The sequence below is a fragment of the Streptomyces sp. NPDC040405 genome (assembly GCF_055595765.1).
This window is the reverse complement of the sequence record NZ_JBVIVI010000017.1, coordinates 118,097-133,048: the sequence shown is the minus strand read 5'-3', so window position 1 is coordinate 133,048 and position 14,952 is coordinate 118,097. Positions and strand designations below refer to the sequence as shown.

Sequence of the window (14,952 nt, the reverse complement as noted above, 5' to 3'; positions counted from 1 at the left end):
AACGAACGGCCACCGGACGGACGGTCGTCCCGACGGTCCCGGTTGAAGCCACCCCGGTCGTCCCGGCGGTCCCGGCCACCCGACGGACGGTCGTCGCGGCGGTCCCGGTTGAAGCCACCGCGGTCGTCACGGCGCTCGAACGAACGGCCACCGGACGGACGGTCGTCCCGACGGTCCCGGTTGAAGCCACCCCGGTCGTCCCGGCGGTCCCGGCCACCCGACGGACGGTCGTCACGACGGTCCCGGTTGAAGCCGCCACGGTCATCCCGACGCTCGAACGAACGGCCGCCACGGTCGTTGTCCCGACGGTCCCGGCGGTCGAAGTTGCCCCGGTCGTCCCGGCGGTCACCGGCCGGAGCGGTGGACTCGGCCGAGCGCTGCGCGGGCACGAACGGAACGGCGTCCCCGGCGGTCTCGCCCTCCGCCGCGCCCGATGCCTCGGCACCGGCCGTGGCCTCGGCGCCCGGGGTGAAGGTCTCGCCGCGCTCGCGCGCCGCACGGGCCGCCAGCCGGTCGGCCTCCTCGCGCAGCTCGGTCGCGCGCCGCTGCGCCTTCTCCAGCTCCCGGGTGAGGTCCTGCGCCTCGCGCTCGGCCTGCTTGGCGGAGTTCGAGGCCGCCTCGGCCTGCACCTCGGTGAGCGAACGGGCGCCGGTGATCAGGGCCACGTCCTCGTCGAAGACGCCCGCGCCGCCGACGATGTGACGGGAGGCGTCGACGCCCGCGTCCTCCATCAGCCGGAAGATCTGCCGCCGCTGGTGCGGCAGGGCCAGCGACACGACGGTGCCGCTCTTGCCCGCCCGCGCCGTACGGCCGGAGCGGTGCAGGTAGTCCTTGTGGTCACCGGCCGGGTCCACGTTGAGGACCAGGTCGATGCCGTCGACGTGGATACCGCGGGCGGCGACGTCGGTGGCGACGAGGACGTTGACGTACCCGTCCTTGAAGTCGGCCAGGGTCCGGGTGCGGGCGCCCTGCGTCATACCGCCGTGCAGCGCGTCGGCGCGCACACCCGCGTCGCACAGCTGCTCGGCGACGCGGTCGCAGCCCAGCTGGGTGCGGACGAAGATGATGGTGCGGCCCTTACGGGCGGCGATGGCGGCGGTGACCGGGGCCTTGTCCTTCGGCTTCACCACGAGCACGTGGTGGGTCATCGTGGTGACCGCGCCCTGTGCGGAGTCGACCTCGTGGGTGACCGGGTCGACCAGGTAGCGCTTGACCAGGCTGTCGATCTCGTTCTCCAGCGTCGCGGAGAACAGCAGCCGCTGGCCGCCACTCGGCACCAGGTCCAGGATCTCGGTGACCTCGGGCAGGAAGCCCATGTCGGCCATCTGGTCGGCCTCGTCGAGGACGGCGACCTGGACCTTGTCGAGGGTCGCGGCGCCGCGGTCGATGATGTCGCGCAGGCGGCCCGGGGTGGCGACCAGGATGTCCACGCCCCGCTCCAGGGCGTAGATCTGATTGCCCATCGAGGTACCGCCGCAGACCACCTTCAGCTTGAGGCCGAGGACGTCGCCGTACGGCTGCAGCGCGTCGCTCACCTGCATCGCCAGCTCGCGGGTCGGGGTCAGGATCAGACCCCGGGGGCGCTTCTTCTCGGTCTTGCCGCCGGCCAGCGTGGTCAGCAGCGGAAGACCGAAGGAGAGCGTCTTGCCGGAGCCGGTACGGCCGCGGCCGAGGATGTCCTTCCCGGCCATGGCGTCGGGGATGGTCGCGGCCTGGATCGGGAAGGGCGTCGTGACGCCGTTCTGCGCGAGCTTGCGGACGATCTGCTCGGGGAGGCCGAGGTCAGCGAAGGTGATTTCGGGGCCCTTGGAAGTCTCGGGGGTGCTCTGCTCGGCGTCGTCGGCGTCAGGCGCGTCGACCGTGTCGACCGCGGAGACGTCGGCGCCGGGCTCGGCGGGGGCAGTGGTGGGCTCGGCGCGCTCGGCCTGCTGGAGCTGCTCGACCGGCTGGGGCTGGTCCCCGTGGTCGCCCTGCTCGTCGGTGGCGGGCATGACGGCGTGATCAGTGGAAACGGACATGCGAAATGCGAAACCTTCCGGAGTCTCGGCACGCGCCCAAACTCCGTGTTTTCGCAAACGACCGCCTCTATGCGGTCAGCCACGGGATGGCAAGGAACGCGCCTCACGGCGCACTTCGAGGAGGCGCCGGGCAAATGGGATCAAACGATCTACCACCATACGCACCCCCACCCCCCGAGAGCAAATTCGCTCCGCCAACCGAGAATCCCTGCCCCCTGCGCCCCGCATCATGCCGCCCGTCACACCGCGCGTTCGCCCCCGCTACCCCGCGGGCTCGGCGGGCGCCGAAGCGGGCGGGGACGCCGGTTCCGACGGGGTGGGCTTGGGGTCCGGCGCGCTCGGCGGCGGGCTCGACGGACGCGGCTCCGGGGCGGCCTCGGAGGGCGCGGGCGCGCCGGGCTCCGGCGGCGGGGAGGGCGCCGGGCGGTGCGCCCCGGAGCCGTGCTTCCCGGCCGACGGCGAGGGCTCGGCGCCGGGCTCCGCGGCGGCGGACGCCGACGGCGAACGGCGCTCGCCGCCCTTGCGCTTGTGGCCCTTGGCGTCCCGCGGCGCCACCGTGTACGTATGCCCCCGGCCGTCCGTACGCACCACCACGCCGCCGCCTGGCTCCGCCGCCCCGCCGCGCTTGTCGGAGCCACCGCGGTGCCGGTCCGGCTTTCCGGAGTCGTCGGAGATGCTCATGCAGCCGCCCAGGGCCAGGGCCCCGGCCACCAGGGTCACCACCACGGCGCTCCGCGCCGAGACGCGGGGCGCGCGCGAGGCGCGGGGCGCGTCGGTCCGGGGGGAACGGTCGGTGCGTGGAGCGGGGGTTCCAGACATGCGTGGGACACCTCCAGGCCGGGGCTGTGACGCAGTGCCCAACTGGCCCCGCCCCCCTTAGGACACGCGTGCGGCGTAACCCGTGCGCAGACGACCGGCGCGTATCACCCGTAGCCGAGCGCGTGCAGCCGCTCGTCGTCGATGCCGAAGTGGTGCGCGATCTCGTGGACCACGGTCACCTCGGTCTCCCGGACCACGTCCTCGCGGGTCTCGCTCATGCGCAGCGTCGGCCCCCGGTAGACGGTGATCCGGTCGGGCAGGACGCCCGCGTACCACTCGCCGCGGTCGGTGAGCGGCGTCCCCTCGTAGAGCCCCAGCAGCTCGGGGTCGTCAGACGGCGGCTCGTCCTCCACGAACACCGCGACGTTGTCCATCAGCCGCGTCAGCTCCGGCGGGATCCGGTCCAGCGCCTCGGCCACCAGTTCCTCGAACTCCTCGCGCGTCATCTCCAGCACGTGGCCATTGTCGGACAGCCGGGGCCGGAACGGGACGGTCCGCGCCCGGGAATACCGGGCCGTGGGCCCGGGAATGGCGGGCGCAGGGCCCGGGCATACGGGACCAATGGCCCGCGACCCGCTCCCCCTCGCCTCCGCCGCCGAGCGGCCGCGGCCGGTCGTCCGGGCCATCGGGCTGGCGGCGGTGACCGTCCTCGGGGCCTGGATGGGGCTGCTGGTCGTCGGGAGCGTCCACGCCTCGGTCGGCCCGATGGACACCCGGATGACGCTCAGGCCGTCCCTCACCGGCGGCACCAAGATCAACGTCTCGCCGCTCGGCGCCCTCGAACTCCGCAGCCACCACGCCCCGCTCCGCCTCGACGTCGACGTGGACCGGCTCGACCCTCTCCGGTCGGCGGCGCTGGTCGACCACCCCGAGCGGCTGTCCGGGCTGCAGGAGGAGGTGGCGGGCGACGTCGTCCGGGGCACCCGGGACCTGGCGGTGCGCTCCTGCGCGGCCGTCGTCTTCGGCGCCACCGCGCTGGGCCTGGCCGTCTACCGCCGCCCGCGCCGGGCGCTGGCCGCGGGCGGCCTCGCGCTCGGGCTGCTGGCCGCCTCCGGCGGCGCCGCGTACGCCACCTGGAACCCCAAGTCGGTGCTGGAGCCGCGCTATTCGGGGCTGCTGTCCAGCGCCCCGTCGGTGGTCGGCAACGCGCGCAGCATCGTCACCGACTTCGACGTGTACCAGCAGGAGCTGGCCCGGCTGGTGACCAACGTCACGCGGCTGTACGAGGCGACCTCGACCCTGCCCGCCTACCGGCCCGACCCGACGACGATGCGCGTACTCCACGTATCGGACATCCACCTCAACCCGGCCGCCTGGCACATCGTCCAGTCGCTGGTCGAGCAGTACAAGATCGACGTGATCATCGACACAGGCGACACGATGGACCACGGCACCGCCGCCGAGAACGGCTTCCTCGAACCGGTCTCCGACCTCGGCGCCCCCTATGTCTGGGTACGCGGCAATCACGACTCGACGACGACGCAGCGCCACCTCTCCGGCCGCAAGGGCGTCCACGTCGTCGACGGCGGCCGGACGGTGACCGTCGGGGGCCTGCGAATCGCGGGCATCGGCGACCCGCAGTTCACCCCGGACCGCTCCGCCGCCGTGGCCGGGGACGCCGACGAGCACCGGGCGGGCCGCTCCCTGGCCCGGGCGATCAGGGCCCGGAAGGCGGCGGGCGCGCCCGTGGACATCGCCGTCGCCCACAACCCGCTCGCCGCCAGGGAGACCGACGGAACCGTCCCCCTGGCCCTCACCGGTCATGTCCACCACCGCCGGACGGAGGTGCTGCCCGGCGGCACCCGGCTGATGACGGAGGGCTCGACGGGCGGCAGCGGGCTGCGCGCGGTGGACGACGCCCAGCCCGACACGGTGCAGGCGTCGGTCCTCTACCTGGACCGCGACACCCGTCGGCTGCAAGCCTGGGACGAGATAGATCTGGGCGGGCTCGGGCTGGCCAAGGCCGAGGTCAGCCGTCATCTGGCGGCCGAGAACCGGCCCGGCGCGACCCCGGCGCCGACCGCTCCGTAAACCGTTTTGGCGAACCCCACCGGCATCCCATATGCTTCTCGCGTCCCCGAAAGCGCCGTGAGGCGCCCAGGTGGGCCATCGGCCCTCATCGTCTAGTGGCCCAGGACGCCGCCCTTTCAAGGCGGTAGCACGGGTTCGAATCCCGTTGGGGGCACCCACATCGTTTTGGTGCGAAGGCCGCGTCTCGTTCAGCGAGACGCGGCCTTCGTGCTGTGTGCCGCGCTCAGCGCGGCAGGGTGAAGCCCACGCCGAACCGCGTCCGGGCAGCCCGCAGCTCGTACGGGGCGAGGACGCCCGGGCCGCAGGACGCGGTGCCGATGCCGTGGTGGGCCGCGTCCAGGTCGAGGTGGAGCACCTCGCCCGGGGTCAGGTCGGCCGGGTGCCGGGCGGCCTCCAGTTGCTCGGTGGTCCAGCGGCGCGCGGTGAGCGCGAAGGCGGGGCGGCCCTCGATGCGCAGCCCGCCGCCGTCCGGGCCGCGCAGCTCGGCCCAGCGGACGTCGCCGCGGCTGCCGTTCTCCTGCGGGAAGACGTACGGCGTCTGGAACCCGTCCACGGTCGTCGCCCAGCGGCCGGTCCGGGCCGCGCGCCGGGTGTCGGGGTACGACTCGCCGGGGCCGCCGCCGTACCACTCGATCCGGTCGAGCGGCGCCCGTACGCCCATGGCCAGCCCGAGCCGCGGCAGCGGGCAGGGCCACTCGCCGTCCGGGGTGATGTCGACGGCGAGGTCGAGCCGGGTGCCGTCGCCGGTCCGCTCGCTGGTCCAGCGGTAGCTGACCAAGAGGCCGAAGAAGCCGCCGGGCGGCGCCACCCGCGCGCTGACCACCAGCGACTCGCCGTCCACGGTGACGCCGTCGCAGCGGTGCTCCATCCGGTCCAGGGCGTGGCCGCGCCACTGCGTGGCGAGGGACTTCGCGTCGTCCGGGCCGCGGTCGTTGTCGGTGGTGGCGCGCCAGATCTTCAGCCGGGGCGGGACGGCGATGGGCAGGCCGTGGAGGGTGCGGAGGCTGCCGTCGAGGGGGTCGAAGGTGCCCGGGCCCAGGGTCAGGGGTCCTCGGGCCCCGGGGGCGCGTACGGGGGTGATGCGCGCCCCGGGCGTACGTGTGACCGCGGGTCCCCGGGCGCGCGCCTGGCCCCACGCCACCTCGTGGCCCGCGGACGCCCAGGCGGTGTCGGCCGCCAGGACGGCCCGTACGGTCCACCACTCCTCGCCCTCGGCGGCGTCCTCCGCCTCCGGCAGCGCCACCTCGGCGGACTCCCCCGGGGCGAGCGGCGGCACGTCGAGGGCGCCCTCGGCCACCCGGCGCCCCTCCACCTCGCGCGACCAGCCGAAGGAGAGCCCCGCCAGGTCGATGACGTCGTACTTGTTGGTGACGCGGACGGTGCGGGCGGCCGCGTCCACGCAGATCCCGACCGGCTCGACCACCTTCTTGTACTCCAGCAGCCCCGGGGACGGCGTCCGGTCGGGGAAGAGCAGGCCGTCCGCGCAGAAGTTGCCGTCGTGCAGCGGCTCACCGAAGTCGCCGCCGTACGCGAAGTACGGCCGCCCGGCGGCGTCCCGGGTCCGCAGCCCGTGGTCGATCCACTCCCAGACGAAGCCGCCCTGAAGCCGCTCGTACGTCTCGAACAGCCGCTGGTACTCGGTGAGGCCGCCCGGTCCGTTGCCCATCGCGTGCGCGTACTCGCACTGGATGAACGGCATGGCGCGGCGGCGGGCGTCCAGCCGGGGGTCCTCCAGCGGCTTCTCGGCGCGGCGGCCGATCGCCTCGACCTCCTCGTGGGAGGCGTACATCCGGCTGTAGACGTCGGTGTGCGCGCAGGACCAGTCGCCCTCGTAGTGGATCAGCCGGTGCGGGTCGCGGTCCCGGATCCAGCGGGACATGGCGGCCAGATTGCGGCCGGTCCCGGACTCGTTGCCCAGCGACCACATGATCACGCTGGGGTGGTTCTTGTCCCGCTCGACCATCCGGGCGGCCCGGTCGACCAGGGCCTCCTCCCAGTCCGGCTCGTCGGCGGGGTTGCCGCGCCAGTCGTCGTACGTGAAGCCGTGGGTCTCCAGATCGGCCTCGTCGATCACCCACAGCCCGAACTCGTCGCACAGGTCGAGGAAGGCGGTGTCCGGCGGGTAGTGGCTGGTGCGGACGGCGTTGATGTTGTGCCGCTTCATCAGAGCCACGTCCTCGCGCATGGTGGCGTACGGGACGGCGCGGCCGTGGTCGGGGTGGAACTCGTGGCGGTTGACGCCGCGCAGCAGCAGCGGCCACCCGTTGACCGTGATCATCCCGTCCTCGACGGCGACCGTGCGGAAGCCGAGGCGCAGCGGGACGCGCTCGCCGCCGGTCGCCTCGCCGCCGGTTGCTTCGCCGCCGGTCGCCAGCTCCGCGTCGTACAGCCGGGGCGCCTCGGCGGACCAGGGCCGGACGCCGGGGACGGTCACGGTCTCGCCCGTCGCGAGCGTCAGGCCCAGCTCGGGGACGGTGACGCGGCCGCCCGGCTCGGCGTCCACGCGCAGGGTGCCGTGGCCGGTGCGGTGGTCGTATCCGGCGTGCACGAAGACGTCCTCGACGGCGGCCTCGGGCCGGTGGAGGAGCGCCACCCCGCGGAAGATCCCGGCCAGCCACCACATGTCCTGGTCCTCGACGTAAGCGCCGGAGGACCACTGGTGGACACGTACGGACAGCACATTGCCGCGGCGCAGCAGATGGGTGCCGGTGTCGAACTCGTGCGGCAGCCGGCTGCCCTTGGCCGTGCCCAGCTCCCGGCCGTTGAGGCGGACCCGGTAGCAGGACTCCACGCCGTCGAAGCGCAGCAGGGTGCGGCCGTCGCCCGGCTCCGGCCAGTCGTCGGGGAGGTCGAAGACGAGGCGGTGGTCGCCGGTCGGGTTCTCGGTGGGGACACGGGGCGGGTCGACCGGGAAGGGGTAGCGGATGTTGGTGTACTGCGGGGCGCCATGGCCGTGCAGGGCCCAGTGGGAGGGGACGGGGAGCTTCTCCCAGGCGCCCCCTTCCGCCTCTTCCGCCGCCGCTTCCGCCGCCTCTGCCGCCTCCGCGTGGGCCACGGTGGGGAAGAGCCGGAAGTCCCACTCGCCGTTCAGGGACAGGGTGCGCGCGTCGGACCGGAAAGCGGCGCGGGGCGCGAGTGCTCCGGCGCCGGGCGAGAGGTCCTCGTAGTACGCGGTCATGGCTCGATTTGAGCGTCGACGCGTGTTGATCATTGTGGGAATGCCTTCCGCCGGAAGGAGAGATGCCCTGTTCAGACAGGGATACGGAAGCGATGGTTCCGACTTAGCAAACAACACCGCACAGGGCGAAACAAGTATTGACAGCCACCCCGAGGCGCTCTAGCGTCCCGCCATCTGGTTCGCGAATATAACCAGTGTTCATCTATGCGAACGAGCGGTGGCCATGTTCAGACACTCAGCCACGACGAGGCGACTGGCGCCTCTGGCATGCGTGGCACTCGCCGGTTCCCTCGTCGCCGGGTGCGGCGCGAGCACCAGCGGCAGCGGCAGCGGCAGCGCCAAGGGCCCCCTGGAGGTGTGGACCCGCAGCGACGCCGTGGACGCGAAGGCATACAACAGGATATTCGCCGCCTTCACCAAGAAAACCGGCATCAAGGTCGACTACAAGCCCGTCGTCGACTTCGACAAGCTCCTCCAGCAGCGCGCCGCCTCCAAGAACCTGCCCGACGTCACCGTCAACGACATGGGAAGCCTGGGGAACTACCAGTCCCAGGGACTGCTCCAGCCCATCGACAAGAAGGCGCTCAAGGGCACCTCCGACATCACCGGCACCGCCTGGTCCGGCGCGGTCGGCACCGACGGCAAGACCTACGGCATTCCGTTCTCCCGCCAGGCCCAGGGGATGTTCATCCGCAAGGACTGGCTGGCGAAGGTCGGCAAGAAGGCGCCGAAGACGTGGGCCGAACTGCTCGACGTCGCGAAGGCGTTCACGGACAAGGACCCGGACGGCAACGGCAAGAACGACACCTACGGCCTCCTCGTCCCCGGCTCCACCAACAACGGCTACCTCGCCTGGTTCGCCTCCAACTTCATCTGGCAGGGCGGCGGCGACATCGTCGCCTCGCGCGGCGGCGGCAAGTACGAAGCGGTCGCCGACTCCCCCGCGAACGTCAAGACCGTCAACTGGCTCAAGGGCCTGTACTGCTCCAGCAAGGTCACCCAGCCCGGCTCGCTCACGATGACCACCGGCGACTCGTACCCCTTCTTCACCCAGGGCAAGGTCGGCATCTCCCTCACCGGCCCGTACGAGTTCCCGCTGTTCGACAAGACGCCAGGCAAGGACAAGCTGGAGGTCATCCCCGCCCCCAAGGGCCCGGACGGCAACACCGTGCTGGCCGAGGGCGAGAACGTCTATCTGATGGCCGGCTCCAAGAAGTCCGAGCAGCAGCGCAAGCTCGCCGAGTTCCTGATCAGCCCCGAGGCGCAGAAGCTCGGCATGACCGCCCCCGACGCCCCCGTCGTCCGGCTGTCGGTCAACACCAAGGTGGACACCGGCAAGGTCTACAACGACCCGCGGTGGAAGATCTTCTCGGACGCGTACGCGAACGACTCCAAGCCCTTCCCGTCCGCGATCAACTACCAGCCCGTCCGCCAGGACACCGCCGAGTCGCTGAACAAGCTCTTCGCCAACTGCGGCTCCAGTGTCAAGGGCGGGCTGAGCGAGCTGAACTCCACCCTTCAGCAGGAGCTGAAGTCCCAGGGAGTGGCCAAGTGACCCAGCCCCTGGGCCACTCGGGGACCACGGTGGCCGCCTCCACAACGGCGGCCACCGAGCCGCGGCCCGGCGGGCGACGCCGGGCCACCGCCCGTGGTGAACCCGCCGGGACGGTGAAGCGGCGCCCGCACGGCCGCCGCTTCACCCCGTCGGCATGGGTCCCCTGGCTGTTCGTGGCCCCCGCCCTGCTCCTCTTCGTCGTCTTCAAGTACCTGCCCATGGCCAAGGGCGTCCAGCTGAGCTTCTACGACGTACGGCCGTTCCTCGGCAATCTGTGGGTGGGCCTGGCCAACTACCGGTCGGTCTTCGGCGATCCGCAGTTCCAGGCCGCGCTGGGCCACACCGTGGTGCTGGCGGTCGGCGGAACCATCGGCTCCGTCATCGTCGGCTTCGTCCTCGCCCTGCTCCTCGAAGGCCCGGCGCGCTCCCTGTGGTTCATGCGCTCCGCCGTCTTCCTGCCGGTCGTCACCGCCACGGCCGTCGTCGGCGAGATCTGGCGGCTGCTCTACTACCCGACCAGCGCCGGATTCCTCAACACCGTCCTCGGCTTCCTCGGCATCGGCCCGCTGCACTACCTCGACCACACCAGCTCCGCCCTCTGGTCCGTCATGGCCGTCGCCATCTGGACCGGCGGCCCGTACAACATGGTGATCGTCCTCGCCGGGCTCACCCAGGTCGACCGCGGGCTCTACGAGGCGGCCGCCCTCGACGGCGCCAACACCTGGCAGCGGCTGCGCCACATCACCCTGCCCGCGCTGCGCCCCGTCGTCACGATCCTGCTCACCCTCGCCGCCATCCGCGGCTTCCGCACCTTCACCGAGGTCTACGTCCTCACCGGAGGCGGACCCGCCGGATCCACCGACGTCTGGATGACCCGGATCTACCAGCTCGGATTCACCCGCAACGAGATAGGCGTCGCCTCCGCCGCCGCCACCCTGCTGTTCCTGGTCACGGTGTGCCTGACGGTCTCGATGCAGTGGTACCAGCGACGGAAGGAGGCCCGGCCGTGACGCTCTCCCTTACTTCCCGTACTTCCCGTGCTTCCAAGCGGCGCCCCGGCGTCGGCGTCTCGCAGAGCGTCGAGACCGCGCTCGGCTGGCGCACCGGCCGCAGCCATCTGCTGAGCATGGCGCTCCGGGCCCTGCTGTGCCTGCTCGCGCTCGCCCTCTTCGCCGGGCCGCTGATCGTGCTGTTCTCCGGCGCGTTCGACAACAACCCCGACCCGACGAAGCTGAACCTGATCCCCAACTCCCCGACCCTGGAGAACTTCAAGGTCGCGGGCGAACGGGACGTCTGGCACTACCTCTCCAACTCGCTGATCGTCGCGGGCGGCGCGCTGCTGCTCCAGGTCAGCGTCAGCGTCTTCGCCGCGTACGCCCTGGCCCGCAAGCGGTTCCGGGGGCGGGCCATCCTGTCGCTGCTCTTCCTGACGACGATGATGCTGCCCGAGGAAGTCATCGCGATCCCGCTCTCGCTCGTCCTCGGCGACCTCCCGGTCGTCCATCTGAGCCTCAAGGGCACGCTGCTCGGCATGATCCTGCCGCTCGGCGCCTGGGGATTCTCGATCTTCGTGATGACCGAGTTCATGAAGGAGCTGCCCGCGGAGCTGGAGGAGGCCGCCAAGATCGACGGCGCCGGGGAGTGGCGCATCTTCTCCCAGGTCGTGCTGCCGCTGTGCCGCCCGGCGCTCGGCGTGATCACCGTCTTCGGCTTCATCATGATCTGGGACCAGTACCTGCTGCCGCTGATCGTCGCCAACGACCCGTCGGACTACACCCTGTCCGTCGCCCTCTCCACGATGCGCAGCGACACGATCGGTCCGGGGCTGGTGCTGGCCGGTTCACTGCTCGCGCTCATCCCGAGCCTGATCGTCTATCTGCTGCTCCAGCGGTCGCTGATCCGCGGCATGACGGCGGGAGCGCTGAAGGGCTGATGCCCGCCCCCCCACCACTACCGATGAGGTGCCGCATGTCCTCTCCTTCCCATCCGAGACTCACCGGAGTGCTCTTCTTCCCCGTCACGCCCTTCGCCGCGGACGGCACCGTCGACGAGAAGACCCTCGCCACCCATATCGAGCAGGGCGTCGCCGCCGGACCGGGCGGGGTGTTCATCGCCTGCGGCACCGGTGAGTTCCACAGCCTGGAGCCCGGCGAGTACGAACGCGTCGTCCGCGTCGCCGTCGAGGTCACCGCCGGGCGCGCCCCCGTCTACGCGGGTGCGGGCGGGCCGGTCACGCTGGCCGCCCAGTTCGCGCGCGCCGCCGAGCGGGCCGGGGCGGACGGGCTGCTCCTGCTGCCCCCGTACCTGGTCACCTTCCCGCCCGAGGGCATGGTCCGGTACGTCGAACAGGTCACCGCCACCACCCGGCTGCCCCTGATCGTCTACCAGCGCGGCAACGCCGTCTTCACCCCGGAGACCGCCGCCCGTATCGCGTCCATCCCCGGGGTGACCGGCTTCAAGGACGGCATCGGCGATCTCGACCTGATGCAGCGCATCGTGCTCACCGTGCGCTCCGCGGTCGGCGAGGACTTCCAGTTCTTCAACGGCATGCCCACCGCCGAGATGACCGTGCCCGCCTACCGGGCCGTCGGCGTGGACCTCTACTCCTCCGCGGTCTTCTGCTTCGCCCCCGAGGTCTCCCTCGCCTTCCACAAAGCGGTCGGCTCCGGCGACACGGCGACCGCGGAACGGCTGCTGGCCGAGTTCTTCCAGCCCCTGGTCGCCCTGCGGGACAAGGTCCCCGGATACTCCATGTCTTTGATCAAGGCCGCGGTGCGGCTGCGTGGGCTGGACGTGGGCGGGGTACGACCGCCGCTGGTGGACCCGAGCGGGGAACACCTCGCCGAACTCCAAAAGATCATCGACTCCGGACTGGGACAGGTGTGACCACACGTATGCGCATCAAGGACCTGGTGATCACCCCGATCGCCTTCCGTGACCCCCCTCTGCTCAACGCGGACGGCGTCCATGAGCCATGGGCGCTGCGCAGCATCGTGCGGCTGGTGACGGAGGACGGGGTGACGGGCCTCGGCGAGACGTTCGGCGACACCCTGCATCTGGAACGGCTCGCGGCGCTGCGTCCCCATCTGGCGGGCCTGAGCGTGTACGGGCTGGGCGAGCTGTACGAGAAGGCGGCGGTCCTCTTCGACCACGCGGGCGGCAAGATCTCCTCCTTCGACCTCGGCCGGGTGCACGCGGCCGTCGAGGTCGCCTGTCTCGACGTCCAGGGCAAGCTGGCCGACCGCCCGGTGAGCGACCTGCTCGGCGGCGCGGTCCGGGACTCCGTCCCGTACAGCGCGTACCTCTTCTACAAGTGGGCCGGACATCCGGACGCGGAACCCGACGAGTGGGGCGCGGCGCTCGACCCCGAGGGCGTCGTGGCGCAGGCCCGCCGCATGATCGACCTCTACGGCTTCGGCTCGATCAAGCTCAAGGGCGGCGTCTTCCCGCCCGACCAGGAGATCGCCGCCATCCACGCGCTCCGCGAGGCGTTCCCCGACCACCCGCTGCGGCTCGACCCGAACACCGCGTGGACGCACGAGACCTCCCTTGACGTCGCCCGGGCCCTGGACGGCGTCCTCGAATACCTGGAGGACCCCACCGGCGGCATCCCCGGCATGGCGCGGGTCGCCGCCGAATCCCCGCTCCCGCTGGCCACCAACATGTGCGTGGTCGCCTTCGGCCACATCCCCCCGGCCGTCGCGCAGGGCGCGGTGCAGGTCGTCCTCGGCGACCACCACTACTGGGGCGGGCTCACCCGCACCCGCCACCTGGGCACTCTCTGCGACACCTTCGGCCTCGGCATGTCCATGCACTCCAACTCCCACCTGGGCATCAGCCTCGCCGCCATGACCCACCTCGCCGCCGCGACCCCCAACCTGACGTACGCGTGCGACACCCACTACCCGTGGAGCGCTAGGGACGACGTGGTGCGCCCGGGCGCGCTGACCTTCGTGGACGGCGCGATCCCGGTCCCCACAGGCCCGGGTCTCGGCGTCGAGCTGGACGAGGACGTCCTCGCCCGGCTGCACGAGAACTACCTGACCTGCGGGCTGCGCAAGCGGGACGACACGGGGTACATGCGGCGGGTGAACCCGGACTTCAAGGCGGGCCTCCCCCGGTGGTGACGGCGACGGCGTATCTGTACCCCTGGGACGTGGTCGGCGACCCGTCCGCCGCCGAGCGGATCGCGGCCCTGGGGGTGGACGCGGTGGCCCTGGCCGCCGCGTACCACTCCGTACGGGCCGCCACCCCGTTCCACCCCGCGCACCGGGTGGTCGACGCGCACCACGCCGCGCTGTACCTCCCGGTGCGGGACGCGGCCTGGGCCGGGTCCCGCCTGGTCCCGGGCACCCCTGGCTGGATGCCGGGGCCGGACGCCTTCCTGGAGGCCCGCGACGCCCTGCGCGCCGTGGGCCTCCCGGTCCACGCCTGGACGGTCCTCACCCACAACACCCGCCTCGGCCACGCCCACCCCGATCTGGCCGTACGGAACGCCTTCGGCGACCCGTACCCGTACGCCCTGTGCCCCTCGTCCGCCGAGGTCCGGGCGTACTGCACCACCCTGGTGCGCGAGGTCGCGGCGCTGGGCGAGCCGGACGGCCTGGTCCTGGAGGCGTGCGGGCCGCTGGGCCTGGGGCACGGTGGCCACCACGAGAAGACCGAGGGCGCGGACTGGGACGCCCTCGCGGACCGCCTCCTGTCCTGGTGCTTCTGCGCCGCCTGCCTGCCTCGCTACGAGGCGGCCGGCCTGCCCCCGTCCCGCCTCCGCCACCAGGTCAGACAGGCCGTGGACGAGGGCACGCCCCTCTCCCCCACCCTGATGTCGACCCTGCGCGAGATCCGCACCGCCCTGACCGCGGACCTGCGCCGCGAGGTGCTGGCGGCCGCCTCCGGCCCCCTCCCCCTGACCCTGCACGCGAGCGCGGACCCCTGGGCCACGGGCCCCTTCGCGACCATCGCCGACGCCCCCGCCCCACCCGTCGACACCCTCGTCGCCTCCGCCTGGACCAGCGCCGACCAGGGCGTCGCCAACCTCACCGCCCTCCGCCCCCTGGCCGCCCCGGCCACCCGCCTCGCCGCCTACGTCCCGGCCCTCCCGCCCCGCCCGGCGGACCCATCAGCCCTGGCCACCGAGTGGACCACCTGCTTGGCAGCAGGCGCGGACGAGCTGCACCTCTACCACGCGGGCCTCGCCTCCCCGGCTCGCCTGACCGCCATCCGCACGGCCCTCGACGCGGTCAGGACAGGGCCAGAGGTCTGATACGCTGATCCAGCGACATCGACGCGGGGGAAAGCAAAAACTTCCGCCAAGAAGATCGCAGGCAGTACGACCCCCCAACGGAAACTCG

Annotated in this window: 11 protein-coding genes and 1 tRNA gene; 8 read left to right on the top strand and 4 right to left on the bottom strand. The window is 72.2% G+C overall.

The features are described from left to right. From ACZ59A_RS40725 to ACZ59A_RS40715, 3 genes are all read right to left on the bottom strand, one after another. Positions 1-2,018 (bottom strand): DEAD/DEAH box helicase (locus tag ACZ59A_RS40725; protein ID WP_470969771.1); only part of this gene is annotated, 2,018 nt, incomplete at its 3' end. 261 nt (positions 2,019-2,279) lie between these two features. Continuing rightward, the gene (locus tag ACZ59A_RS40720) at positions 2,280-2,837 is read right to left on the bottom strand and encodes a hypothetical protein (protein ID WP_470969769.1); all 558 of its coding nucleotides are present in this window, start codon (positions 2,835-2,837) and stop codon (positions 2,280-2,282) included. Positions 2,838-2,941: 104 nt separating this feature from the next. Beyond that, positions 2,942-3,292 (bottom strand): metallopeptidase family protein, encoded by a 351-nt coding sequence (locus tag ACZ59A_RS40715; RefSeq protein WP_468042592.1) that lies wholly within the window; start codon positions 3,290-3,292, stop codon positions 2,942-2,944. A gap of 73 nt (positions 3,293-3,365) precedes the next feature. Between ACZ59A_RS40715 and ACZ59A_RS40710 the strand changes: the two genes are divergently transcribed. Beyond that, positions 3,366-4,868, top strand: a complete 1,503-nt coding sequence (locus ACZ59A_RS40710) for a metallophosphoesterase family protein (RefSeq protein ID WP_470969766.1) — start codon at positions 3,366-3,368, stop codon at positions 4,866-4,868. 81 nt (positions 4,869-4,949) lie between these two features. Beyond that, positions 4,950-5,022: transfer RNA gene (locus ACZ59A_RS40705), tRNA-Glu, on the top strand. Positions 5,023-5,091: 69 nt separating this feature from the next. On the opposite strand, the gene ACZ59A_RS40700 is transcribed toward ACZ59A_RS40705, so the two are convergent. Beyond that, a complete protein-coding gene (locus ACZ59A_RS40700) occupies positions 5,092-8,046 on the bottom strand; it encodes a glycoside hydrolase family 2 TIM barrel-domain containing protein (protein WP_470969763.1) in 2,955 nt (984 codons plus the stop codon). A 271-nt stretch (positions 8,047-8,317) separates the two neighbouring features. On the opposite strand from ACZ59A_RS40700, the gene ACZ59A_RS40695 reads away from it, so the two are divergent. Genes ACZ59A_RS40695 through ACZ59A_RS40670 form a run of 6 tightly spaced genes read left to right on the top strand, consistent with a single transcriptional unit; the run spans position 8,318 to position 14,864 of the window. Beyond that, a complete protein-coding gene (locus ACZ59A_RS40695; protein ID WP_470969760.1) occupies positions 8,318-9,601 on the top strand; it encodes an ABC transporter substrate-binding protein in 1,284 nt (427 codons plus the stop codon). Continuing rightward, the gene (locus ACZ59A_RS40690; RefSeq protein ID WP_470969758.1) at positions 9,598-10,611 is read left to right on the top strand and encodes a carbohydrate ABC transporter permease; all 1,014 of its coding nucleotides are present in this window, start codon (positions 9,598-9,600) and stop codon (positions 10,609-10,611) included. Before ACZ59A_RS40695 ends, ACZ59A_RS40690 begins: the two co-directional genes overlap by 4 nt. After that, entirely contained in the window at positions 10,608-11,534 is a 927-nt protein-coding gene (locus tag ACZ59A_RS40685) for a carbohydrate ABC transporter permease (protein WP_470969755.1), read from the top strand. Before ACZ59A_RS40690 ends, ACZ59A_RS40685 begins: the two co-directional genes overlap by 4 nt. Positions 11,535-11,569: 35 nt before the next feature. Next, positions 11,570-12,487 (top strand): 5-dehydro-4-deoxyglucarate dehydratase, encoded by a 918-nt coding sequence (locus ACZ59A_RS40680; RefSeq protein ID WP_470969752.1) that lies wholly within the window; start codon positions 11,570-11,572, stop codon positions 12,485-12,487. A gap of 8 nt (positions 12,488-12,495) precedes the next feature. After that, positions 12,496-13,728, top strand: a complete 1,233-nt coding sequence (locus tag ACZ59A_RS40675) for a glucarate dehydratase family protein (RefSeq protein ID WP_470969750.1) — start codon at positions 12,496-12,498, stop codon at positions 13,726-13,728. Continuing rightward, a complete protein-coding gene (locus ACZ59A_RS40670; RefSeq protein WP_470969747.1) occupies positions 13,722-14,864 on the top strand; it encodes a hypothetical protein in 1,143 nt (380 codons plus the stop codon). Before ACZ59A_RS40675 ends, ACZ59A_RS40670 begins: the two co-directional genes overlap by 7 nt. Positions 14,865-14,952 lie beyond the last annotated feature (88 nt).

Bases quoted from the DNA above. Each gene is read 5' to 3' on its own strand.
- ACZ59A_RS40680 (WP_470969752.1), top strand. From the start codon at position 11,570: ATGTCCTCTCCTTCCCATCCGAGACTCACCGGAGTGCTCTTCTTCCCC.
- ACZ59A_RS40675 (WP_470969750.1), top strand. From the start codon at position 12,496: ATGCGCATCAAGGACCTGGTGATCACCCCGATCGCCTTCCGTGACCCC.
- ACZ59A_RS40720 (WP_470969769.1), bottom strand. From the start codon at position 2,837: ATGTCTGGAACCCCCGCTCCACGCACCGACCGTTCCCCCCGGACCGAC.
- ACZ59A_RS40710 (WP_470969766.1), top strand. From the start codon at position 3,366: ATGGCGGGCGCAGGGCCCGGGCATACGGGACCAATGGCCCGCGACCCG.
- ACZ59A_RS40700 (WP_470969763.1), bottom strand. From the start codon at position 8,046: ATGACCGCGTACTACGAGGACCTCTCGCCCGGCGCCGGAGCACTCGCG.